Source organism: Thermodesulfobacteriota bacterium, assembly GCA_040757775.1.
Taxonomy (GTDB): Bacteria; Desulfobacterota; UBA8473; order UBA8473; family UBA8473; genus UBA8473.
In genome coordinates, this window is the sequence record JBFLWQ010000011.1 from 1 (window position 1) to 16964 (window position 16964).

At 45.1% G+C, this 16964-nt stretch carries 17 protein-coding genes; 4 read left to right on the forward strand and 13 right to left on the reverse strand.

All coding sequences use genetic code 11. The features are described 5' to 3' along the window. Positions 1-259: 259 nt before the first annotated feature. The 3 genes from AB1401_08195 to AB1401_08205 all read left to right on the forward strand — a co-directional run bounded on the left by AB1401_08195 (position 260) and on the right by AB1401_08205 (position 4577). A complete protein-coding gene (locus AB1401_08195; protein MEW6615427.1) occupies positions 260-1219 on the forward strand; it encodes a sulfite exporter TauE/SafE family protein in 960 nt (319 codons plus the stop codon). Between the two features lie 183 nt (positions 1220-1402). Further along, on the forward strand, positions 1403-2638 hold the full coding sequence (gene glp, locus AB1401_08200; GenBank protein ID MEW6615428.1) for a gephyrin-like molybdotransferase Glp: 1236 nt from the start codon (positions 1403-1405) through the stop codon (positions 2636-2638). Between the two features lie 16 nt (positions 2639-2654). Further along, positions 2655-4577: a molybdopterin biosynthesis protein gene (locus AB1401_08205; GenBank protein ID MEW6615429.1), complete on the forward strand. Its 1923-nt coding sequence runs from the start codon at positions 2655-2657 to the stop codon at positions 4575-4577. A 140-nt stretch (positions 4578-4717) separates the two neighbouring features. On the opposite strand, the gene AB1401_08210 is transcribed toward AB1401_08205, so the two are convergent. From AB1401_08210 to AB1401_08270, 13 genes are all read right to left on the reverse strand, one after another. Further along, positions 4718-6076, reverse strand: coding sequence for a hypothetical protein (locus tag AB1401_08210; GenBank protein MEW6615430.1), 1359 nt, complete (start codon positions 6074-6076; stop codon positions 4718-4720). Between the two features lie 3 nt (positions 6077-6079). Beyond that, positions 6080-6808, reverse strand: a complete 729-nt coding sequence (locus tag AB1401_08215; GenBank protein ID MEW6615431.1) for an outer membrane lipoprotein-sorting protein — start codon at positions 6806-6808, stop codon at positions 6080-6082. Between the two features lie 10 nt (positions 6809-6818). Beyond that, on the reverse strand, positions 6819-8057 hold the full coding sequence (locus AB1401_08220; protein MEW6615432.1) for an FtsX-like permease family protein: 1239 nt from the start codon (positions 8055-8057) through the stop codon (positions 6819-6821). Then, on the reverse strand, positions 8050-8754 hold the full coding sequence (locus tag AB1401_08225) for an ABC transporter ATP-binding protein (GenBank protein ID MEW6615433.1): 705 nt from the start codon (positions 8752-8754) through the stop codon (positions 8050-8052). The genes AB1401_08220 and AB1401_08225 overlap by 8 nt, the downstream gene beginning before the upstream one ends. A gap of 107 nt (positions 8755-8861) precedes the next feature. Further along, the gene (arsB, locus tag AB1401_08230) at positions 8862-9953 is read right to left on the reverse strand and encodes an ACR3 family arsenite efflux transporter (protein MEW6615434.1); all 1092 of its coding nucleotides are present in this window, start codon (positions 9951-9953) and stop codon (positions 8862-8864) included. A 184-nt stretch (positions 9954-10137) separates the two neighbouring features. Then, positions 10138-10368: a thioredoxin family protein gene (locus AB1401_08235; protein ID MEW6615435.1), complete on the reverse strand. Its 231-nt coding sequence runs from the start codon at positions 10366-10368 to the stop codon at positions 10138-10140. Between the two features lie 29 nt (positions 10369-10397). Continuing rightward, positions 10398-11690 (reverse strand): permease, encoded by a 1293-nt coding sequence (locus AB1401_08240; GenBank protein ID MEW6615436.1) that lies wholly within the window; start codon positions 11688-11690, stop codon positions 10398-10400. Positions 11691-11707: 17 nt separating this feature from the next. Further along, the gene (locus AB1401_08245; protein ID MEW6615437.1) at positions 11708-12232 is read right to left on the reverse strand and encodes a (Fe-S)-binding protein; all 525 of its coding nucleotides are present in this window, start codon (positions 12230-12232) and stop codon (positions 11708-11710) included. An 88-nt stretch (positions 12233-12320) separates the two neighbouring features. Further along, positions 12321-13028: a cytochrome c biogenesis protein CcdA gene (locus AB1401_08250; protein ID MEW6615438.1), complete on the reverse strand. Its 708-nt coding sequence runs from the start codon at positions 13026-13028 to the stop codon at positions 12321-12323. 281 nt (positions 13029-13309) lie between these two features. Beyond that, entirely contained in the window at positions 13310-13702 is a 393-nt protein-coding gene (locus AB1401_08255) for a thioredoxin family protein (GenBank protein MEW6615439.1), read from the reverse strand. A gap of 11 nt (positions 13703-13713) precedes the next feature. Beyond that, positions 13714-14208 (reverse strand): thioredoxin family protein, encoded by a 495-nt coding sequence (locus AB1401_08260; GenBank protein ID MEW6615440.1) that lies wholly within the window; start codon positions 14206-14208, stop codon positions 13714-13716. Between the two features lie 126 nt (positions 14209-14334). Further along, positions 14335-14880, reverse strand: coding sequence for a (Fe-S)-binding protein (locus AB1401_08265; protein ID MEW6615441.1), 546 nt, complete (start codon positions 14878-14880; stop codon positions 14335-14337). Between the two features lie 138 nt (positions 14881-15018). Further along, positions 15019-15333 carry a metalloregulator ArsR/SmtB family transcription factor gene (locus tag AB1401_08270; GenBank protein MEW6615442.1) on the reverse strand — a complete coding sequence of 105 codons (315 nt, stop codon included), beginning with the start codon at positions 15331-15333 and terminating at the stop codon, positions 15019-15021. Between the two features lie 372 nt (positions 15334-15705). Between AB1401_08270 and AB1401_08275 the strand changes: the two genes are divergently transcribed. Then, complete coding sequence (locus tag AB1401_08275; protein ID MEW6615443.1) at positions 15706-16836, forward strand: radical SAM protein; 1131 nt, start codon at positions 15706-15708, stop codon at positions 16834-16836. Positions 16837-16964 lie beyond the last annotated feature (128 nt).

The following is a 16964-nucleotide window of genomic DNA, read 5'->3' on the forward strand; positions in this document are numbered from 1 at the left end:
GTAGGTCCGCCGCTCGTCTTCTATCCCAGGGGAGATATTCCGACTCCAAATTTACCATTTCTCCGAGGACAGAAAAGTGGACAATTCATTTGTTACAAAAGCGGACAATTCTATTTGTTGACAACAGGGTTTTTTGATTAACTTTTTTATTACTTTTAGCGAAGAGATATGGTAACTTAAAAGTCAGAAGTCAGGAGCCAGTGTGAAAAGACAATTATGGCGGTGGTAAAACAAGGAGAAGATTATGGACATTCTAAGAATGCATTTTCCGGTCTCCGGTGTTGATACCTGGGTTTTTGTGCCTCCGTTGGTAGCGTTCGTTGTCTCTTTTTTCACGTCTATGGGAGGTGTTTCCGGGGCGTTTCTGCTCTTACCATTTCAGGTAAGCTTTCTCCATTTTACCTCGCCATCGGTCAGTGCCACGAATTTTGTGTTTAACATCGTTGCCATACCAAGTGGGGTTTATCGGTATCTTAAAGAAGGGCGGATGGCATGGCCGCTGACCTGGGTTGTGATTGTTGGGACTCTGCCCGGGGTATTTATAGGGTACTATCTTCGAGTCTTTTACCTGCCTGACCCAAGTGCCTTTAAGCTGTTTGTCGGCTGTGTGCTTCTGTATATAGGGGGACGTCTTCTCTACGAGATGACCCCGCACTCACAAAAAGGGAGAAAGGAGATGAATGCCCTGGACGAGAAATTCAACCAGCATGTTAAAAGGTTGAAAGAGGAGCAGAATACCAGAATCTCCTCAGGTCTTCCCGCAGAGGCTGTGGTCAAGACCATATCTTTTTCCCCCACCCGGGTGGAATATGAATTCTGGGGCCATTGTTTTTCCTTCAATACAGTTGGCATGTTTCTGCTTGCCTTCATCGTGGGTATCGTTGGAGGGACTTATGGGATAGGAGGTGGGGCGATTATCGCACCTTTTTGTGTGGCGGTCTTTAAACTACCTGTCTATACAGTGGCTGGCGCTGCCCTGATGGGTACCTTTCTCACATCTATTGCCGGTGTCTTGTTTTACAGTGTAATCCCAATAGAGACAGGTTTCTCTACAAGGCCGGACTGGCTCCTGGGGTTTCTGTTTGGGGCCGGCGGGTTTGCCGGGATGTACTGCGGTGCACGATTACAGAAGTTTGTGCCCCAGAAGTTCATTAAAATGATGCTGGGGTTGATCATAACCTTTCTGGCTATGAGGTATGTTTTGCAGTTTTTTATTTAATAGCGAAGCACATTGGGCAAATTGTTACAAATATAGGATTATCTCCAAAAAAGTTGGTAACATCATGAGGATTCAAGTCCGCCAGAGGCGGAAAGGGGTCAGGTGATCAAGGGAATCAACAGCAGGCTTAAGCCTGCTGTTGATTTTTCTCCCATTCCCCGAAGGGGACAAGAAAGGACAATTATGGAACTTTTTCAAACCCTTACAGTTGAAGAGGCGAGGGAATGCTTAAGGCAGCACCTTAAATGGAAGCAGAGTGGAGATAAGGTGTCTCTTGATAAAGCTTATGGGCTGTATCTTTTAAAAGACGTTCTGGCGCAGGAAGACATTCCATCCTTTGATCGTTCTACAATGGATGGTTTTGCAGTTCATGCCAGCGATACTTTTGGAGCCTCCGTCACTCTGCCTGCTTACCTTGAGATGGCTGGTGAAACTCGTATGGGGCAGGGTGCCGTTGGTATTCTTGAAACAGGAAAGGCTTGGGCAATCCCTACCGGTGGTATGCTGCCTTCAGGGGCAGATGCAGTTGTGATGCTGGAATATACTGAAGAGCTGGATGAACGTACTATTGGTATTACCAGGCCGGTTGCACCAGGTGAAAACGTTGTTAGCAGGGGCGAAGATGTGTCAAAGGAATCACTTGTTCTCCGGTCTGGTCATAGGTTGAGGCCTCAGGATCTTGGATTACTGGCAGCATTGGGTATAACAACAGTAGAGGTAAGAACCCCGTTAAAGGTAGGCATTATTTCTACCGGTGATGAAGTAGTGGATATTAAATCAACTCCCCGGCCAGGTCAGATGCGGGATGTAAATTCATATACACTCTATGGTCTGGTAATAGAAAGCGGGGGCATGCCAACTCTCTACGGTGTTATTCCTGATGATTTCAGTGCCTTACAGGGCTTGATGGTGAAGGCTTTAGAGGAAAATGATCTGGTATTAATTTCCGGTGGCAGTTCAGTAGGGGCAAGGGATGTTGCCAAAGGGGTGATTACCTCTTTTGGTAAACCTGGAATTTTATTTCACGGTATATCAATACGTCCCGGAAAGCCTGCTATTGGAGCGGTGGTTGAGGGCAAACCGGTTTTTGGTTTACCCGGACATCCGGTTTCGGCTATGGTGGTTTTCGATCTGCTGGTAAAGCCTTTGATTAAATATAATTGCTATCCTGATGAAAAAGAGGGTAACCTTGAGTTTCCACTGCGAGCTTACCTGACCAGAAATGTCCGTTCTGCGGCTGGGCGCGAGGACTACCTGCGGGTTAAGTTATCTGACAGGGATGGAAGGCTGTATGCAGAACCGGTTCTGGGAAAGTCGGGTTTAATTGCTACTATGGTAAGAGCAGATGGTATGGTAAGAATCCAGGCCAGCCGGGAAGGAATTGAAGCTGGAGAAGAGGTAGAGGTTAAAGTATTTTGAAGGAGAGGAGAAGTGAATGAAAAGGGATGTTTACCTGGACGACCAGCCCTGGGAAGAGGCACTGAAAAAATACCTTGATTTTTGGGAAGAACAGGGGGCTCTAAAACCTGGTCTGCCGGAGCAAGTTCCTGCTAAGGATGCAGTAGGACGGATAACGGCTGAGCCGGTATTTGCCTGCATTTCATCTCCCCATTACCACGCTGCCGCTATGGACGGAATAGCGGTTAAGGCATCTTCTACCTTTGGGGCATCTGAGGCCATCCCTTTAAAATTGGAGCTTGGGGAACAGGCTCTCTTGATAGACACAGGAGAGCCTCTGCCGGAAGGATACGATACCGTTATTATGATCGAAGATGTACATTTTGTAAGTGAGGATAGCTTTGAAATTGTAAGTGCTTTTTCTCCCTGGCAAAACGTACGCCCCATTGGGGAAGATATAGTGGCTACGGAAATGATACTGCCTGCCAACCACAGGATTCGCCCTGTTGATTTGGGTGGAATACTGGCTGGTGGGGTAACGGGTGTAAAGGTTCATCCCCGCCCACTGGTAGCCCTGCTTGCAACCGGAAACGAGCTGGTAGAGCCTGGAGAAGAGTTAATAGCCGGTAATATTATTGAATACAATACCCGTGTTTTAGGGGCGTTAGTAACCCAATGGGGTGGGCTGGCGATTAGAAGAGGAATTATTCCCGATAATTTTGAGGAGCTGAAAAAGGCTCTTGCCGAAGCACTTAAAGAGGCTGATATGGTCTTAATTAATGCGGGCTCTTCTGCAGGACGGGAGGACTTCACTGCTGCTTTGATTCGGGAGATGGGGATTGTGCTTGTACATGGTGTTGCTACCAGGCCTGGTAAACCGGTGGTTTTGGGGGCTGTAAATGGTAAGCCGGTAGTGGGTGTTCCAGGCTATCCGGTTTCTGCTATACTGTCCACAGAGCTTTTTGTAAAACCGATCATATATAAGAAACAGGGGAGTACTCTGCCCGAACAAGAGAAGATAACAGCAGTTATTTCCCAGCGGATAGTTTCTGTTTTAGGGATGGAAGAATTTCTCAGGATTAAAATGGGTCAGGTTGGAGATAGGATTATTGCTACACCGCTGGCACGGGGGGCCGGCTTGATAACCTCGCTGATTAAAGCTGATGGGATATTGCGTCTCCCCCGTTTATCTGAGGGAATAGAAGCCGGCACTGAAGCAACGGTTGAATTGCTTAGGCCACTAAAGGAGATTAAAGAAACAACGGTAATTATAGGCAGCCATGATGTGGCTCTGGATGTACTGGCAAGTTACCTGCGCCAGAAATACCCATTTGCAACCCTTTCCTCTTCCCATGTAGGTAGCCTGGGTGGTCTGATGGCTTTAAAAAGGGGGGAGGCTCACTGTGCAGGAACTCATCTCCTGGATGAGGAGACAGGTGAGTACAACATTTCTTATATTAAAAGATTTTTGCCTGACCGGCCGGTAATGCTGGTAAATCTGGTTTATCGTGAGCAGGGTCTGATCGTAGCAGAAGGAAATCCTAAAAAGATCCATGGTATAGAAGACCTTATACGTTCTGAGGTAAGGTATATTAACCGGCAGCGTGGAGCTGGCACCCGGGTATTGCTGGATTATCGCCTGAAAGAACTGGGTCTGGATGCCAGGCAAATTCAGGGCTATGAAAGAGAAGAGTTTACGCATATGGCAATAGCTGCTGCGGTAGCCGGGGGCTCTGCTGATGCTGGCTTGGGTATACGGGCTGCTGCCTGTGCTCTGGGGCTGGATTTCATCTACGTGACAGAGGAAAGGTACGATCTCTGTATTCTGAAAGAATATTGGGATACTCCGTATATCCGGCGGATTTTAGATGTAATGACCTCTTCTGCTTTTCATCAGGCGGTAAAGGCTCTTGGTGGTTATGATTTAAGAGATTGCGGGCGGGTGATGTGGGAACAGTAACTTTTCCCGTGTTCTTACCGCATGGGTCTGATCTAGTGAGAATAGTCAGCAGGTTTCTTTTATTTCAAGAAGTTTCGCCAAACACTTTGGTGAAGTTGGTGAAGTCCATAACTCAGATAAAGCTCTTAAGGCATCAGGGCTCAGAAATAGTATCTCACTCTCATCTCTATTCGGTAGTCGTACTGCTTTTCACCGTATTCGCTGAGTTTTTCCCCCGAGAGGAACGTGCCTCTGAGTTTCAGTTCCAGGTTGGTGATGCCCGTGTAAACCAATTCCGGTGAAAGAGAGAAGCTCTGATCATCCACATTGAATATCCAGGTAATGGCCGGGGTGAAATAGAGGATGTCAAAGGGTTCTTTCTGGCTCGCCCTCAAGTAAAGGTAATCCGTCATCTGGTTTGGTATGCCGTAATTGCCTGCGGTTATGGTTGATGCCTTTTTCAGCAATGCATCGCTGCCGGATGAAATATAAGAATTGTAGGCTTTGTCAATGAATGAAAAATAATCCCTCATATCTCCGGATGTAAAGCCGGTGCCGTTTCTGTAGTATTCAACAATGTATGTGGTGTCCTTTTCCGTGAGATAGCGTATCCCTATCAGATAACTTTTGGCATCGTACTCTTCTTCAAAGTTATTTCCGTCGCTGTCGATAAATTTCTTTTTATAATCGGCTATAAAGACGAGTTCTCCATGTATCTCAAGGTTTGTGGTGATATTCCGCGAGAAGTCTGCTCCATACCGTGTTGTTTTGCTTCCGCCTGTAAGGATTATGAAGTCAATGTCCGTGTCGTAAAGAAGGAAATACAGCTTCGCCGCCAGGTTAAGCTTGTCCGTATCGCCGAAGGTATCATTCACATCCTCATAGACAGGTATAAAGATAGGCGTAAATGAAGCGGTTTTTAGTGGGCCATCAAAGCTTTTTATATAATCCACAGATGCCATGATAAATCCTTCCATGCTCTGTTCAGGTTCGTCGGGGTCTTTAGGTCTATCAGCAAAAGCCACAGGATTCCACGCATACCCCTTGCCCCATTTCAATGTCTTTTTGCCCATATCTATGGTCAGTGACGACGAAGGCTTTAGTGACAGAACCCCCTCGTAAACATTGGTTTCCTTGTCTTCGCCAAGGTATGAGTTTTTAAAGTCTGTGTTCGTTCTTACAAAAAGGCGCGCAATGCCTTTCTCCAGACTGCCTTCCAGTCGCAGGGTGGAGTTGTATTCTTCAATTGTAGAGCCTTCATTGCGGTTGTAAAACTTCAGCTTATAGAGAGAGGTATCCTTATCAAGTCCGAAAAGCACAGGTCTGAATTCCGCATAGCCCCCGATGTGATAGGGTTTTTTCTCAACTTCCGATATATCGAAGGTGTACTCTTCCGCAAAAGCAGAACTGAGAAGACAGGAGACAGAAGCGAGAATACAGATGATAGACAAGAGATATGGGCATTTATATTTTTGTCTGTGTTTTTTTAGGTCTGGCTTCTGACTTCTGTCCCCTGTCATCTATTACCTCAGTGATTCCATATTCGGCATAAATGTCAGGGTGAAGACCTCGTCTTTGTAATCCCTCTTTTTTATCTTTGCAAATATCATCACCGACTTGTAATTCTTGTAAAGTGGGCTGTCTGTCTCAATCACCGATGGACGGACAATACCTCCGCCGAAGTCTTTGATATCCTTGAAATGGAGGGTCTTTATGAGCATGTTTGCTTCTGTGAGGCATTCGATCTTTGTTGGGAGCTTTCTTGTTTTATCAGCCCATATCTTCAACCTGTCATACGCCACAGCCTTTGTCTTTGCCTTCAGATAAAGGAGATATTCGCTGCCATCCCCCTCCACTTTTTCTACGTTGTATTCTGCTGCATAATCGAGTTGAAGAATGTCTGAATTGTTAAAAACTCCGCCCACGATGGATTGAAGGCTCGTTATCCTTATGGGCTTTCCGACATTTGGAATATGAAGCCACATGTTGTCTCCAAGCCTCAGGGTGCTTCTGCCCTTTTCGCTGGCAGGAGCAAGGAAAATGGAGGCAACCTTATCCACTCCCTTCTTGACGGTAAAGAGGGTATACTCCTTTTTCCTGCCGTCAGGCTCAATGTTGATGAGCTTGCGGTACGATTCGTAAGACCCCGGATTCAGGCTCCTGTCTATCTGTTTTAAAAGCTCCGTGCCGTCAATTGCGTATGCAGGGGCAACGAGGAGCAGGGCTATAAGGTTCAGGATGATGCGTATCATAAGACTCTCCTTATACATGTCTCAGCGCCTTTATAGGCTCCATCCGCGAGGCCTTGAACGCAGGCTGGAGGCTGGCTATGACCGAGACGATTATTACGGTTACCGATATGACGACGAGGTCATGCAAGTTTACATTTGCCCGAAGGATTAACCCAGTCTGCTGCCCGAAATTAAAGGTTATTTTCGACATGTTGAGTATAAGGATTATGACGGTCCCAACAACATTACCGATAATTGCTCCCGCAACTCCGAGGCAAAAACCTTCGATCACAAACATATTCAAAATCTTTCCCGGCAGTGTCCCTATGGCTGCGATTGTCCCAATCTCCCTTATCCTTTCATACACAGCCATTATCATTACATTCATAATGCTGATGAGGACTATGGCTATGAGCATGAGCTTGATGAAAAATGTCATCACATCTATCATCTTGGCGATGTTGAAGAAAGGCGAGAGCTTTTCCCATGTGTGCAGTTCAAAAATAGATTTGCTCTGCTGATTAAGTTCTTTCGCAAGCAGGCCGTCTAATTTTTTGCTGAATTTGTGGAGCTTCCCAAAATCCTTAAGCCTGATGGCAACCTCGCTTATCTCCTTTCCATCCATTCGCAGGATTTCCATTGCATCATCGATATGGATATAGCCGTCCCTTCCGCCGGGTCCGGTAGCACTCTGCAGGATGCCTTCTACCCTGAACTGCTTGCCGTTAACAGAGCCGTCCTTGTTCGTGGCAACAATGACTACCGTATCTCCAATTTTTACATTGATACCTTTTGCCAGTAGTTCAGGTACCCAGATTTCCCCTTTCTGAATGTTCCTTTTACCTTCTGTGAGCCTTGATGCAAGGAGCGATACAGTTTTTAATTCTTTGTCAGGATAGACACCATTTAGTCTGATGTTGGTGGTATCGACAAAATTGCTGAACATACCGCCGAATTTTATCCTCGGAGAATATGCCAGGATTTCTGGCTGTTTATTGAGGATATTTTCAAGTCGTGTTATGTCTCCTGATTTCAGATTCAAGTTGAGAGGAAGGTTTTCTATGGAAGCCACATAGCCTTTCCTGTGCACCTGAAGATGCCCAATCATGGAGTCGGTTATCTGTCCTATCATCATATTTTTGAACGAGCCTGAAACGGAGATAAACACGAGGACAAAGACCACGCCGACTGTTATCAGGGATGCGGTCAGCAATGTCCTTCTCTTATATCGCAAAAGATTCCTGATTGCTATCTTGAATAGATTACCCATTGCCGCCACCTCCTTTCACCTCTTTGCCCTTCAGTTCCCCGTCCTCAAGCATATAAATAATTTCAGCCTCGCCAATTATCTTCTGATCGTGGGTCGAAAAGATGAAGGTGGTCTTGAATTCATCCCTCATTTTCTTCATAAGCTCTATCACCATATAAGCGGTTTTGTGGTCTAAATTAGCGGTGGGTTCGTCTGCAAGGATGAGCTTGGGATTTGTAACCAATGCCCTCGCAACCGCTACCCTCTGCTTCTGTCCTCCTGAAATCTGGTCAGGGTATTTGTCTTTCTGATCAACCATGCCTACTGCCTCCAGAAGAGCAGTGACTCTCTTTTTTCTTTCTGCAGCAGGAACTGACTGCACCATGAGCAACGGGTATTCTATGTTTTCATACACCGTCAATACGGGTATGAGGTTGAAGTCCTGGAAAATAAAGCCGATATTAGTCCCCCTAAAAGTAGCGCTCTCTTTGCGGTTCAGGGATGCTACATCAGCGCCAGCGATCTTGAGCGTTCCTCCTGTTGGTTTATCAAGACACCCGATGAGGTTAAGAAGTGTGGTCTTTCCGCTCCCGGACGGGCCCACAAAGGAAACAAAAGATGCAGGCTCAATCTCGAAACTCACCCTGTCCAGTGCGGTGATGACTAATTCTCCTGCTTGATAGTCCTTTTTGATGTTTTCTGCTTTTATAAGCGACATTTACATTCTCCCTTTTTTTATTCTCTCATTCTTACTGAGCTGAGTAAAGACATTATTTTTCATTAAGGCTCTAATTCAAACAAAATTTAAGTAATAGTGTCCCTCCATTATGGTTTGCAGGTCAAATGACAGACCCCTGTAGGCGTTTCTATGGCAAAAGGGAAATACTTCCTCTTAAACCACAGGGCGACATTGACCAGACTGATGAGTACCGGCACCTCTACCAGAGGACCGATGACAGCTGCAAATGCCTGACCTGAGTCGATTCCAAAAACAGCGACAGCTACAGCGATAGCCAGTTCAAAATTGTTGGATGCTGCGGTAAAGCTCAAGGTTGTCGATTGCTCATAGGTTGCCCCCACTTTCATCGACAGATAAAAGGAAACGAGGAACATGATCACAAAATAGAAACAGAGGGGGATTGCCACCCGGACCACATCTAAAGGAAGCTGGACGATATATTCACCTTTGAGGGAGAACATAACCAGTATGGTAAATAGCAGGGCAATCAAGGTGATGGGGCTGATTTTAGGGATGAATTTCTCTTCGTACCATGTACGTCCTTTTACTTTCAGTCCAATCAGTCTGGTAATCATACCCCCAATAAAAGGGATACCCAGGTATATAAAGACACTTTTGGCTATCTGACCGATGGAGATAGCCACAACGGCCCCTTTCAATCCCAGCCATTGAGGAACCATGGTGATAAAGATGTATGCATAGACAGAGAAAAAGAGCACCTGGAATATGGAGTTAAATGCTACCAGTCCTGCACAGTATTCCCTGTCTCCTGCAGCCAAGTCGTTCCAGACGATTACCATGGCGATGCAACGTGCCAGACCGATCAAGATTAACCCTACCATGTATTCATGGTGCCCCGAAAGGAAGGTGACGGCCAGAAGGAACATGAGGATCGGGCCTATCACCCAGTTTTGGACAAGGGAAAGAGCGAGAACCTTCACATTACGAAATACCTTGCCCAATTGCTCGTACTTTACTTTGGCAAGAGGGGGATACATCATCAAGATCAAACCGATGGCGATAGGAACATTCGTTGTGTCGACCTGGGAAAAGTTGATTATCTCCCGGATCTCCGGGAAAAAATATCCCCACATAACCCCAACGAACATACTTAGAAATATCCATAAAGTCAAAAAACGGTCGAGAAAAGAAAGACGTTTGCTTACAGATACAGACATAGATTTCCTCCTTAACAGGTTGTTACCCAAACAGGATGTAAATATACTTTTTAAAAAAGCGCAACCCTTTGAACTCCTTGGTAACGCACGTTTCAGTTGCCATTGTTTACCTCATTCTTTCTGTTGTATTTAAGATATGTTGATGTTTTCTACCTTGCTTCAGTTATATGTATGGGTCCTTTTCTTACAGCAGTTTCTTTATCTCCTCCACGGAGAGCACCTTGCCCACGCTCTTCACTTCCCCGTCTATGGTAAGCGCCGGCGTTATCATGACCCCAGTGTCCATGATCTTCCTGAGGTCTGTAACTTTCTCGATCTCGTAGGCGAAACCCGCCTCTTTAGCCGCTTTCTCGGCGTGTTCGGTAAGTTTGATGCACTTAGGGCATCCTGTACCGAGGATCTGAATTTTTCTCATTTTTCCTTCCTCCATGTATTCTTATACTGTTATCCCGTGATCCATCCAAAGAACATACCCGCTACCGTTGACAGAATAATCACGTATGAAATGAAAACTACGGCTTTTTTTGTCCCCAGGATGCTCCGAATCACGATCATGTTCGGCAGCGAAAGTGCCGGCCCCGCCAGAAGCAGTGCCAGGGACGGACCCTTCCCCATACCGGAACCTAAAAGCCCCTGAATAATGGGCACCTCTGTCAGGGTGGCAAAGTACATGAAGGCGCCCACGACGGAGGCGAAAAAGTTTGCCGTGAAGCTGTTTCCGCCGACAAGCATAGAAATCCACCGGGAAGGGATGATCCCATTATCTGAACCCGGCATGCCGAGGAGAAAACCGGCGATAAGAACTCCGCCCAAAAGCAGAGGGGCAATCATAAGTGTATATGTCCAGGTGGAGTCAAGCCAGTTTTTCGTCTCATCCGATGAGGTCATTGTCACCCAGACGAGTCCTGCAATACCTGCCGAAAACGACAGGAGGGGCCACTGCGGGAAGAGGAGAGCTAAGAGGAGCACTATGACTCCAGTGATAACTGTTGGAAAGGTTTTGGCGCCAAACCATCTGATAATCACATACCCGAAGAGGATGCCGAAAAATCCGGTCAAATACCACTTTGTCGCATAGAGTGTGTACCAGACGCCTTCGGTTTCCAGAGGTCTTCCCCAGTTCGCAAAGACCAGGATGCCCACCATGGATGCCATATAGACAGTGTCCTGCCAGAGTTTCCTCTTCGGCTCATCTGCTCCAGGCATGACGATGGGCTGCTTGTTCTTTTCTTCCTCCCTAAAGGTAAATGCCATAAGAAGCCCGATGATGTAAGCAAAGACTACGGCGCCGATGGCCCGCGCCAGACCGATCTGCCAACCCAGGACATTTGCAGAAAGGACGATGGCTAGGACGTTGATAGCCGGTCCGGAATAGAGGAATGCCGATGCAGGCCCGATCCCCGCCCCCATCCGGTAAATCCCCGCAAAAAGAGGTAGCACTGTGCAGGAGCATACCGCCAGGACTGTCCCTGAGACGGACGCCACGGAGTAGGAAAGGAGCTTGTGTGCCGCCGGACCCAGATACTTCATAACAGCAGCCTGGGAAACAAAGACGGATATGGCTCCGGCGATAAAGAAAGCCGGAACGAGACACAAAAGCACATGCTTCTGCGCATAGTCCTGAATCATATAAAAGGATTCAAGAATCGCCTTCTGCACGTGGACGTTATTAAAGGGGATAAAATATGCCGCTAAAAAGCCACCCGCGAAGATAAGAAATTTATGCCACTCTTTCATGGTTACCTCCATATATGCTAAAAATCCAATCGAAATTGGCTCATGTATTCCTCAAGTTTTCTTTTGTTCTCCCCAATCAGTGGTGGGCAATCCTCATATCCTTTTGCCCCCTGGGCCACGAGGGTAGCAAAGACCATACATGTAGGCTCACCGCATTCACGACAATTGGTTCTGGGCAAAAGCTTCAGAATTTCCAGCACTTTGGGTTTTGGTATACCTTCATATCTCGGTTCGATTTCCGCCCGTTTTTCCCATGTCTCGTTGATTTCCTTTTTTAACCACTCCAGTATGTTATCGGCTTCTTCTTCGTCCCTGAGGGCATTGACAGCGATCTCGCGGGGATAAACAGTTATGAATTTGCCGTGTATTTTAAACATTACGGCAGGAGGATCCTTAATGTAGGTAAAACCCCCGAGCACAGAATTGAGGTAGGGAAGTACCTTTCCAATATCATCGTCCAGATGGGCAATACAATGCACGGATTGAAAGCTTGGATTACATTTTGCCCTGAAAATTTCTTTGGTATATTTTTTAAGTAGCATAGCGTTCCTCCATCACGGAATGTTGATCAGATAACCGATCCTTACGGGAGCTTTCATTGCTTAAGGGAAAACACCTTTATAAATGTATTCATGTCCCGAAAAATGGATTGACGGTAAAATATATCCCCAAAATCCCGATAAGCACGCCTGCGCCCTTGCGAAACCAATTACTGCTCCTCTGCCAGGATTGATTCTCAAGTATTCCTCTCACTAATGCTGTAGAACTGCCTGCTGCCACAATAGGCAGGCAATGGCCAATAGCGAAAAGCAGGATAAAAATAATCCCGCTGATTATCTTCTGCTGGATGGTGATGACAGCAAGGATTGGGGCTATGAATCCAAATGTACAGGAACCTGAAAGCACTCCATAGGAAAGGCCCAGGGCAAATGCCCCGAAAATGCCTTTCAGATTAAGACGGTGTAAGAAAGTGCCTGACATTGAACATTTTTCCACACCGAGCATACCAAGTGCTACCCAGATCAGGACCAACCCGACCAGGATCTGCCAGTAGCTCCCTACGTTGCCCAGCATGCGGCCTAAAAGGGCGCAAAGAATACCGATCAGGGCTATGCTAATAAACAGTCCAAAGGTAAAAGCAACCGAATAGTATCCTGCTTGTCTGGGTTTCAATACCTGTTCCTGACCAGCCACATAAGCCACTATCAAAGGTATGGAAGCCAGATGGCAGGGGCTGAAGAGCACGCTGATAATCCCCCAGAGAAGACAGCCCAAGCCGGCAATAGCTGTTCCACTTCCCATCCACGCGTTAACGGTTACAAAAAAACTTTCTAACATTAAATTTTCCTCATTACATTGTTTTGTATGCTGTGCTGGATATCAGACTGATCAAATGAACCTCCCCGCAGCAAGCTGCGGGGTATCCAAAAAAATATACAAAGCACATCGTCATTCCCCGACCCCCGATCGCAGTCGAAGGCATGCTTGATCGGGGAATCCAGAAACAAAGAAACTGGATTCTCTGGTCAAGCCAGAGAATGACACAAGGAAACCCTGTAGCAAGCTACAGGGAATTATCGAGTTAAAAGGCAGAGACCCATGTGTCATACTGTCGTTACTTAACTTGGTTTTACAGAATGTTTTTTCAGCAATTCCACAATTTCTTCATATGGAAAATATCCTGCATGACGATAGAACTCATTACCATCTTTGTCGAGGAAGACCTGGGTAGGGATCGCTTCTATCCTGTATTGCCTTGCATACGGTTCCCCCTCTCTTGTCCAGACATCGTAGAATACGACCCTTACTTTCCCTGCGAAGTCCTTTTCCAGTCTTTCCATTACGGGCTGCATCATGCGGCACGGTATACATCCTACCGATCCAAGTTCGATAAAGGTAATTTCGTGTTTCTGATTTTTGTCGGATTCCCTGAAATCTGGAGAATCAACCGCATTTTCTGAACAGGCAAAGAGAAATATTAAAAGTATCCAGATGACGGATTTTTTTATCATTTAGCCTTCTCCTATTGTTTATTCACAACTTCCACAACCCATTTCTTTATCTGTTCACGATCGGGAACCCTTCCCATAGATTTCACCTTCTTGTTAATTATCAGGGCAGGGGTTCCCATTACTCCATACCTTCCAATTTCCTTTGGATCCTTGACGTGCTCGAAATCCACAGCAATATCAAGCTCAGCAAGGGCAGCAATAGTCTCCTGTTCTAACTTATCACAGGTTATACAACCAGGGCCTAATATCTTGATTTGAATTCCCATGTCATCATCTTCTACCTCTTCTCCAAGGAACTTCCTGTATTCTCTGAATAGGGCGGCAGCATATTCTCCTTCAAACTTCTCTGTGATGTAGTTTTTTGATTTTGCCCTCTCGATGAGTTCGTGTTTGATTATCTCTTGGTCGGTAATTGCCTTTTCTTTTACATCATCGAGTATCTCCTTTAAACCGATCATGCCGACCTTCTGACCACTTACGATTACCATGGATATGTCCTCTGTCATAAATACCAACCTTCCTTAAATAATATATATGTGTCTATCTATACCTTTACTTTGGTCTTTTTATTGTCTTGCCAAGCCTTCTGAGGTTGTTTGTCACCTTTAGTCTATCGTCCTTCTCTCATATCTTTATAAAAACTCGACAGGAACACTGTAGCCAGCTTGTTCTAAAAGACCCAATACCTTTTTCTTCTTCTCTATTAATTCACAGGTGAAGAGAGGTTTGCACTGCATAATGTTTACCTCTCCAACTATTAACTTCTGTGCAAAGCCATAGCAGTCTTTCCCGGAACAATCTTTACATTTCTCACCCGGAAGAGAGATGGAAAGGCTTAATGGGGTCAATATCAGCCAGCTCTCTAGCTTTGGCTTGGTACTTTCACGGTTATCATAGGTCATATTTATGAGACCTTTTAACCAGTCCAAGATTTCTATTGCCTTATTCTCGTTTTCCAACTTGGTTATGGCAATCTCTTGGGGCCGAAAGGTTATCTGTCTGCCATCCTTTTTCAGGGTGAGAACCTGCCCATTGTGATTATACATACATCCTCTGAAAGTGGCATTGAGATAAGGCAGTACGTCCCCGATATCATCTGTGAGCTCTGCCACTATCCTGATTTTCTCAGGGTCTGCTAAACACATACCGACGGTAATTTTATATCCTTTAAGCAACATTATTTCCCCCCCTCTCCTTTTTTGTAGTTAAATCTTCAACGTTCCAAACAGTGTTAAAATAGTTATATCCTTGAACAACTATTAGTACCCAAACTATTTGATTAATTTGTCATCTAGTAAATTAATAGACAAAAAAATTTATATCTTCTTAAGCAGATCCCTGCTCGACTCCAGGCGAGTTTTAACCACCTTGTTCACGCAACTGAAGAAATCCATAACACAGTGAATCTCCATGCGATAATAGATGTTCAGTCCTTCTTTTCTGTCTGACAGGATACCTGCTTTTTTCAGTAGTGCCAGATGCTTTGAAACATTAGATGCCTCTGCCCTTACATATTTTATAATCTCTCCCACGCTCTTTTCTTCTTTAGACACACATTCAACTATCTTTAGGCGAATAGGGTGGGAGAGTGCCTTGAATATCTCCGCTCTCATTGAATAGATCTTTTCCATATTCTTATCACCTGCCGTATTTATTATTATTTGATAATTTTACCAATTAGTCATATAGTTATAATTTAATCTAAAGGATATTTTTGTCAAGAAAAAAATGAAGGCTTTGTATAAGTGTTTTGACAAAGTGTTTGACAAAAAGGTTGAATTTTCAATAGAAGGATGTTATATATAAAAAACGGTGGTTGTTACTTATTGATTAACATATTCTAATCATCTCCCAAAAAGTTGGTAAGATAATAAGGATTCAAGGACTCGATGATTCGAGTGGAATAAATAAGCACTTGAATCCTTGAATCCTGGAACCCTTTTTAGCAACGAAATTGGAGAAGAACCACATTTTCAAGGCATCCTAACAGAGGAGGACCCATCATGTGTCAATCATGCCAGTCAATTGCTCCAAGAAAGAAGTTAGATTTTTCACCAGAGGACATTCTTGACTTCACCCATAGTAAATACCATAATGAACTTCTAAGGTTTAAGGAACCCCATTTTGCCTTCTGGGAAATTACCCATTCATGTAATCTAAGGTGTACCCACTGTGGATTAGCCGCTGGGAAACCGAAGAAAGATGAACTGGCTACAGATGATGCCCTGGCTCTGATAGATAATATCTCAGAATCGGATACGAAGGTTTTGATGATCCTCGGTGGTGAACCTCTTTTAAGGAATGATTTTCTTGAAATAGCAGAATATGCCGGGAGAAGGTTTGAACTGGTTGTGTGCACCAATGGCGTACTAATAGACAGGGATTACGCTAAAAATCTCAAGGAGACGGGCATCTGGGTGATGGGTATAAGTTTGGAGGGGGCGACTGCCAAGACCCATGATTCCATAAGAGGAGGTGGGTCCTTTGAAAGGGCTATAAAAGGCATAAAAAACTGCCTTGAGATAGGTCTTCAGGTTTGTGTTATGCATACAGTTTCAAAGGCAAACATTCATGAACTCCCCGATCTTTTGAAGCTAACTCAGGATTTTGATATAAACTGTTTTGAGGTGACGGATTTTCTTCCCTTTGGAAGGGGGGAAAACATATCAGATCAAACCCTTACAAAGGAGCAGAGAAAATGGATGTGTGAGTATCTAGCAGAGAGGAGGTTCAGGGCGGAATCTCCGGTAGCCTCTTTACCGGATGATCCCTTCTGGTTTATAACATACAATGAAGAATTCATGCAAAACTGCTTCGACCCTTACAGCGATGTGATGGTAATTGGCGATGCCGGAGGGATACTCAATTATGGGATAAAGCCAAACGGCAAAGTGATACCTTTCCCTACCCTTAGAGTAGAAATAGGGGATCTAAGAGAGAAATCACTTAGAGAGATATGGAAGAGTTCTGAGATAATCGCAAACCTGAGGGAGAGAGAAAATCTTAAAGGCAGATGCGGGAGTTGTGAGTATAAGTTCGTCTGTGGTGGTAACAGGGGAGTAGCCTATTATTACTCCAGAGATATGATGGCAGAAGACCCGCGATGCTGGTATGAGCCTTCCTTAAACGCCTGAAAAACAGGAATCTAAAATCGAAAGTTTATAAAAATGTGAAAAACCCATCTTAAACTACCATGTTTTGATGGGTTTTTATGTCTTTGACTTAGTGCCCCTTTGATGTTATAAGGGGTTGTCAGGAGAGT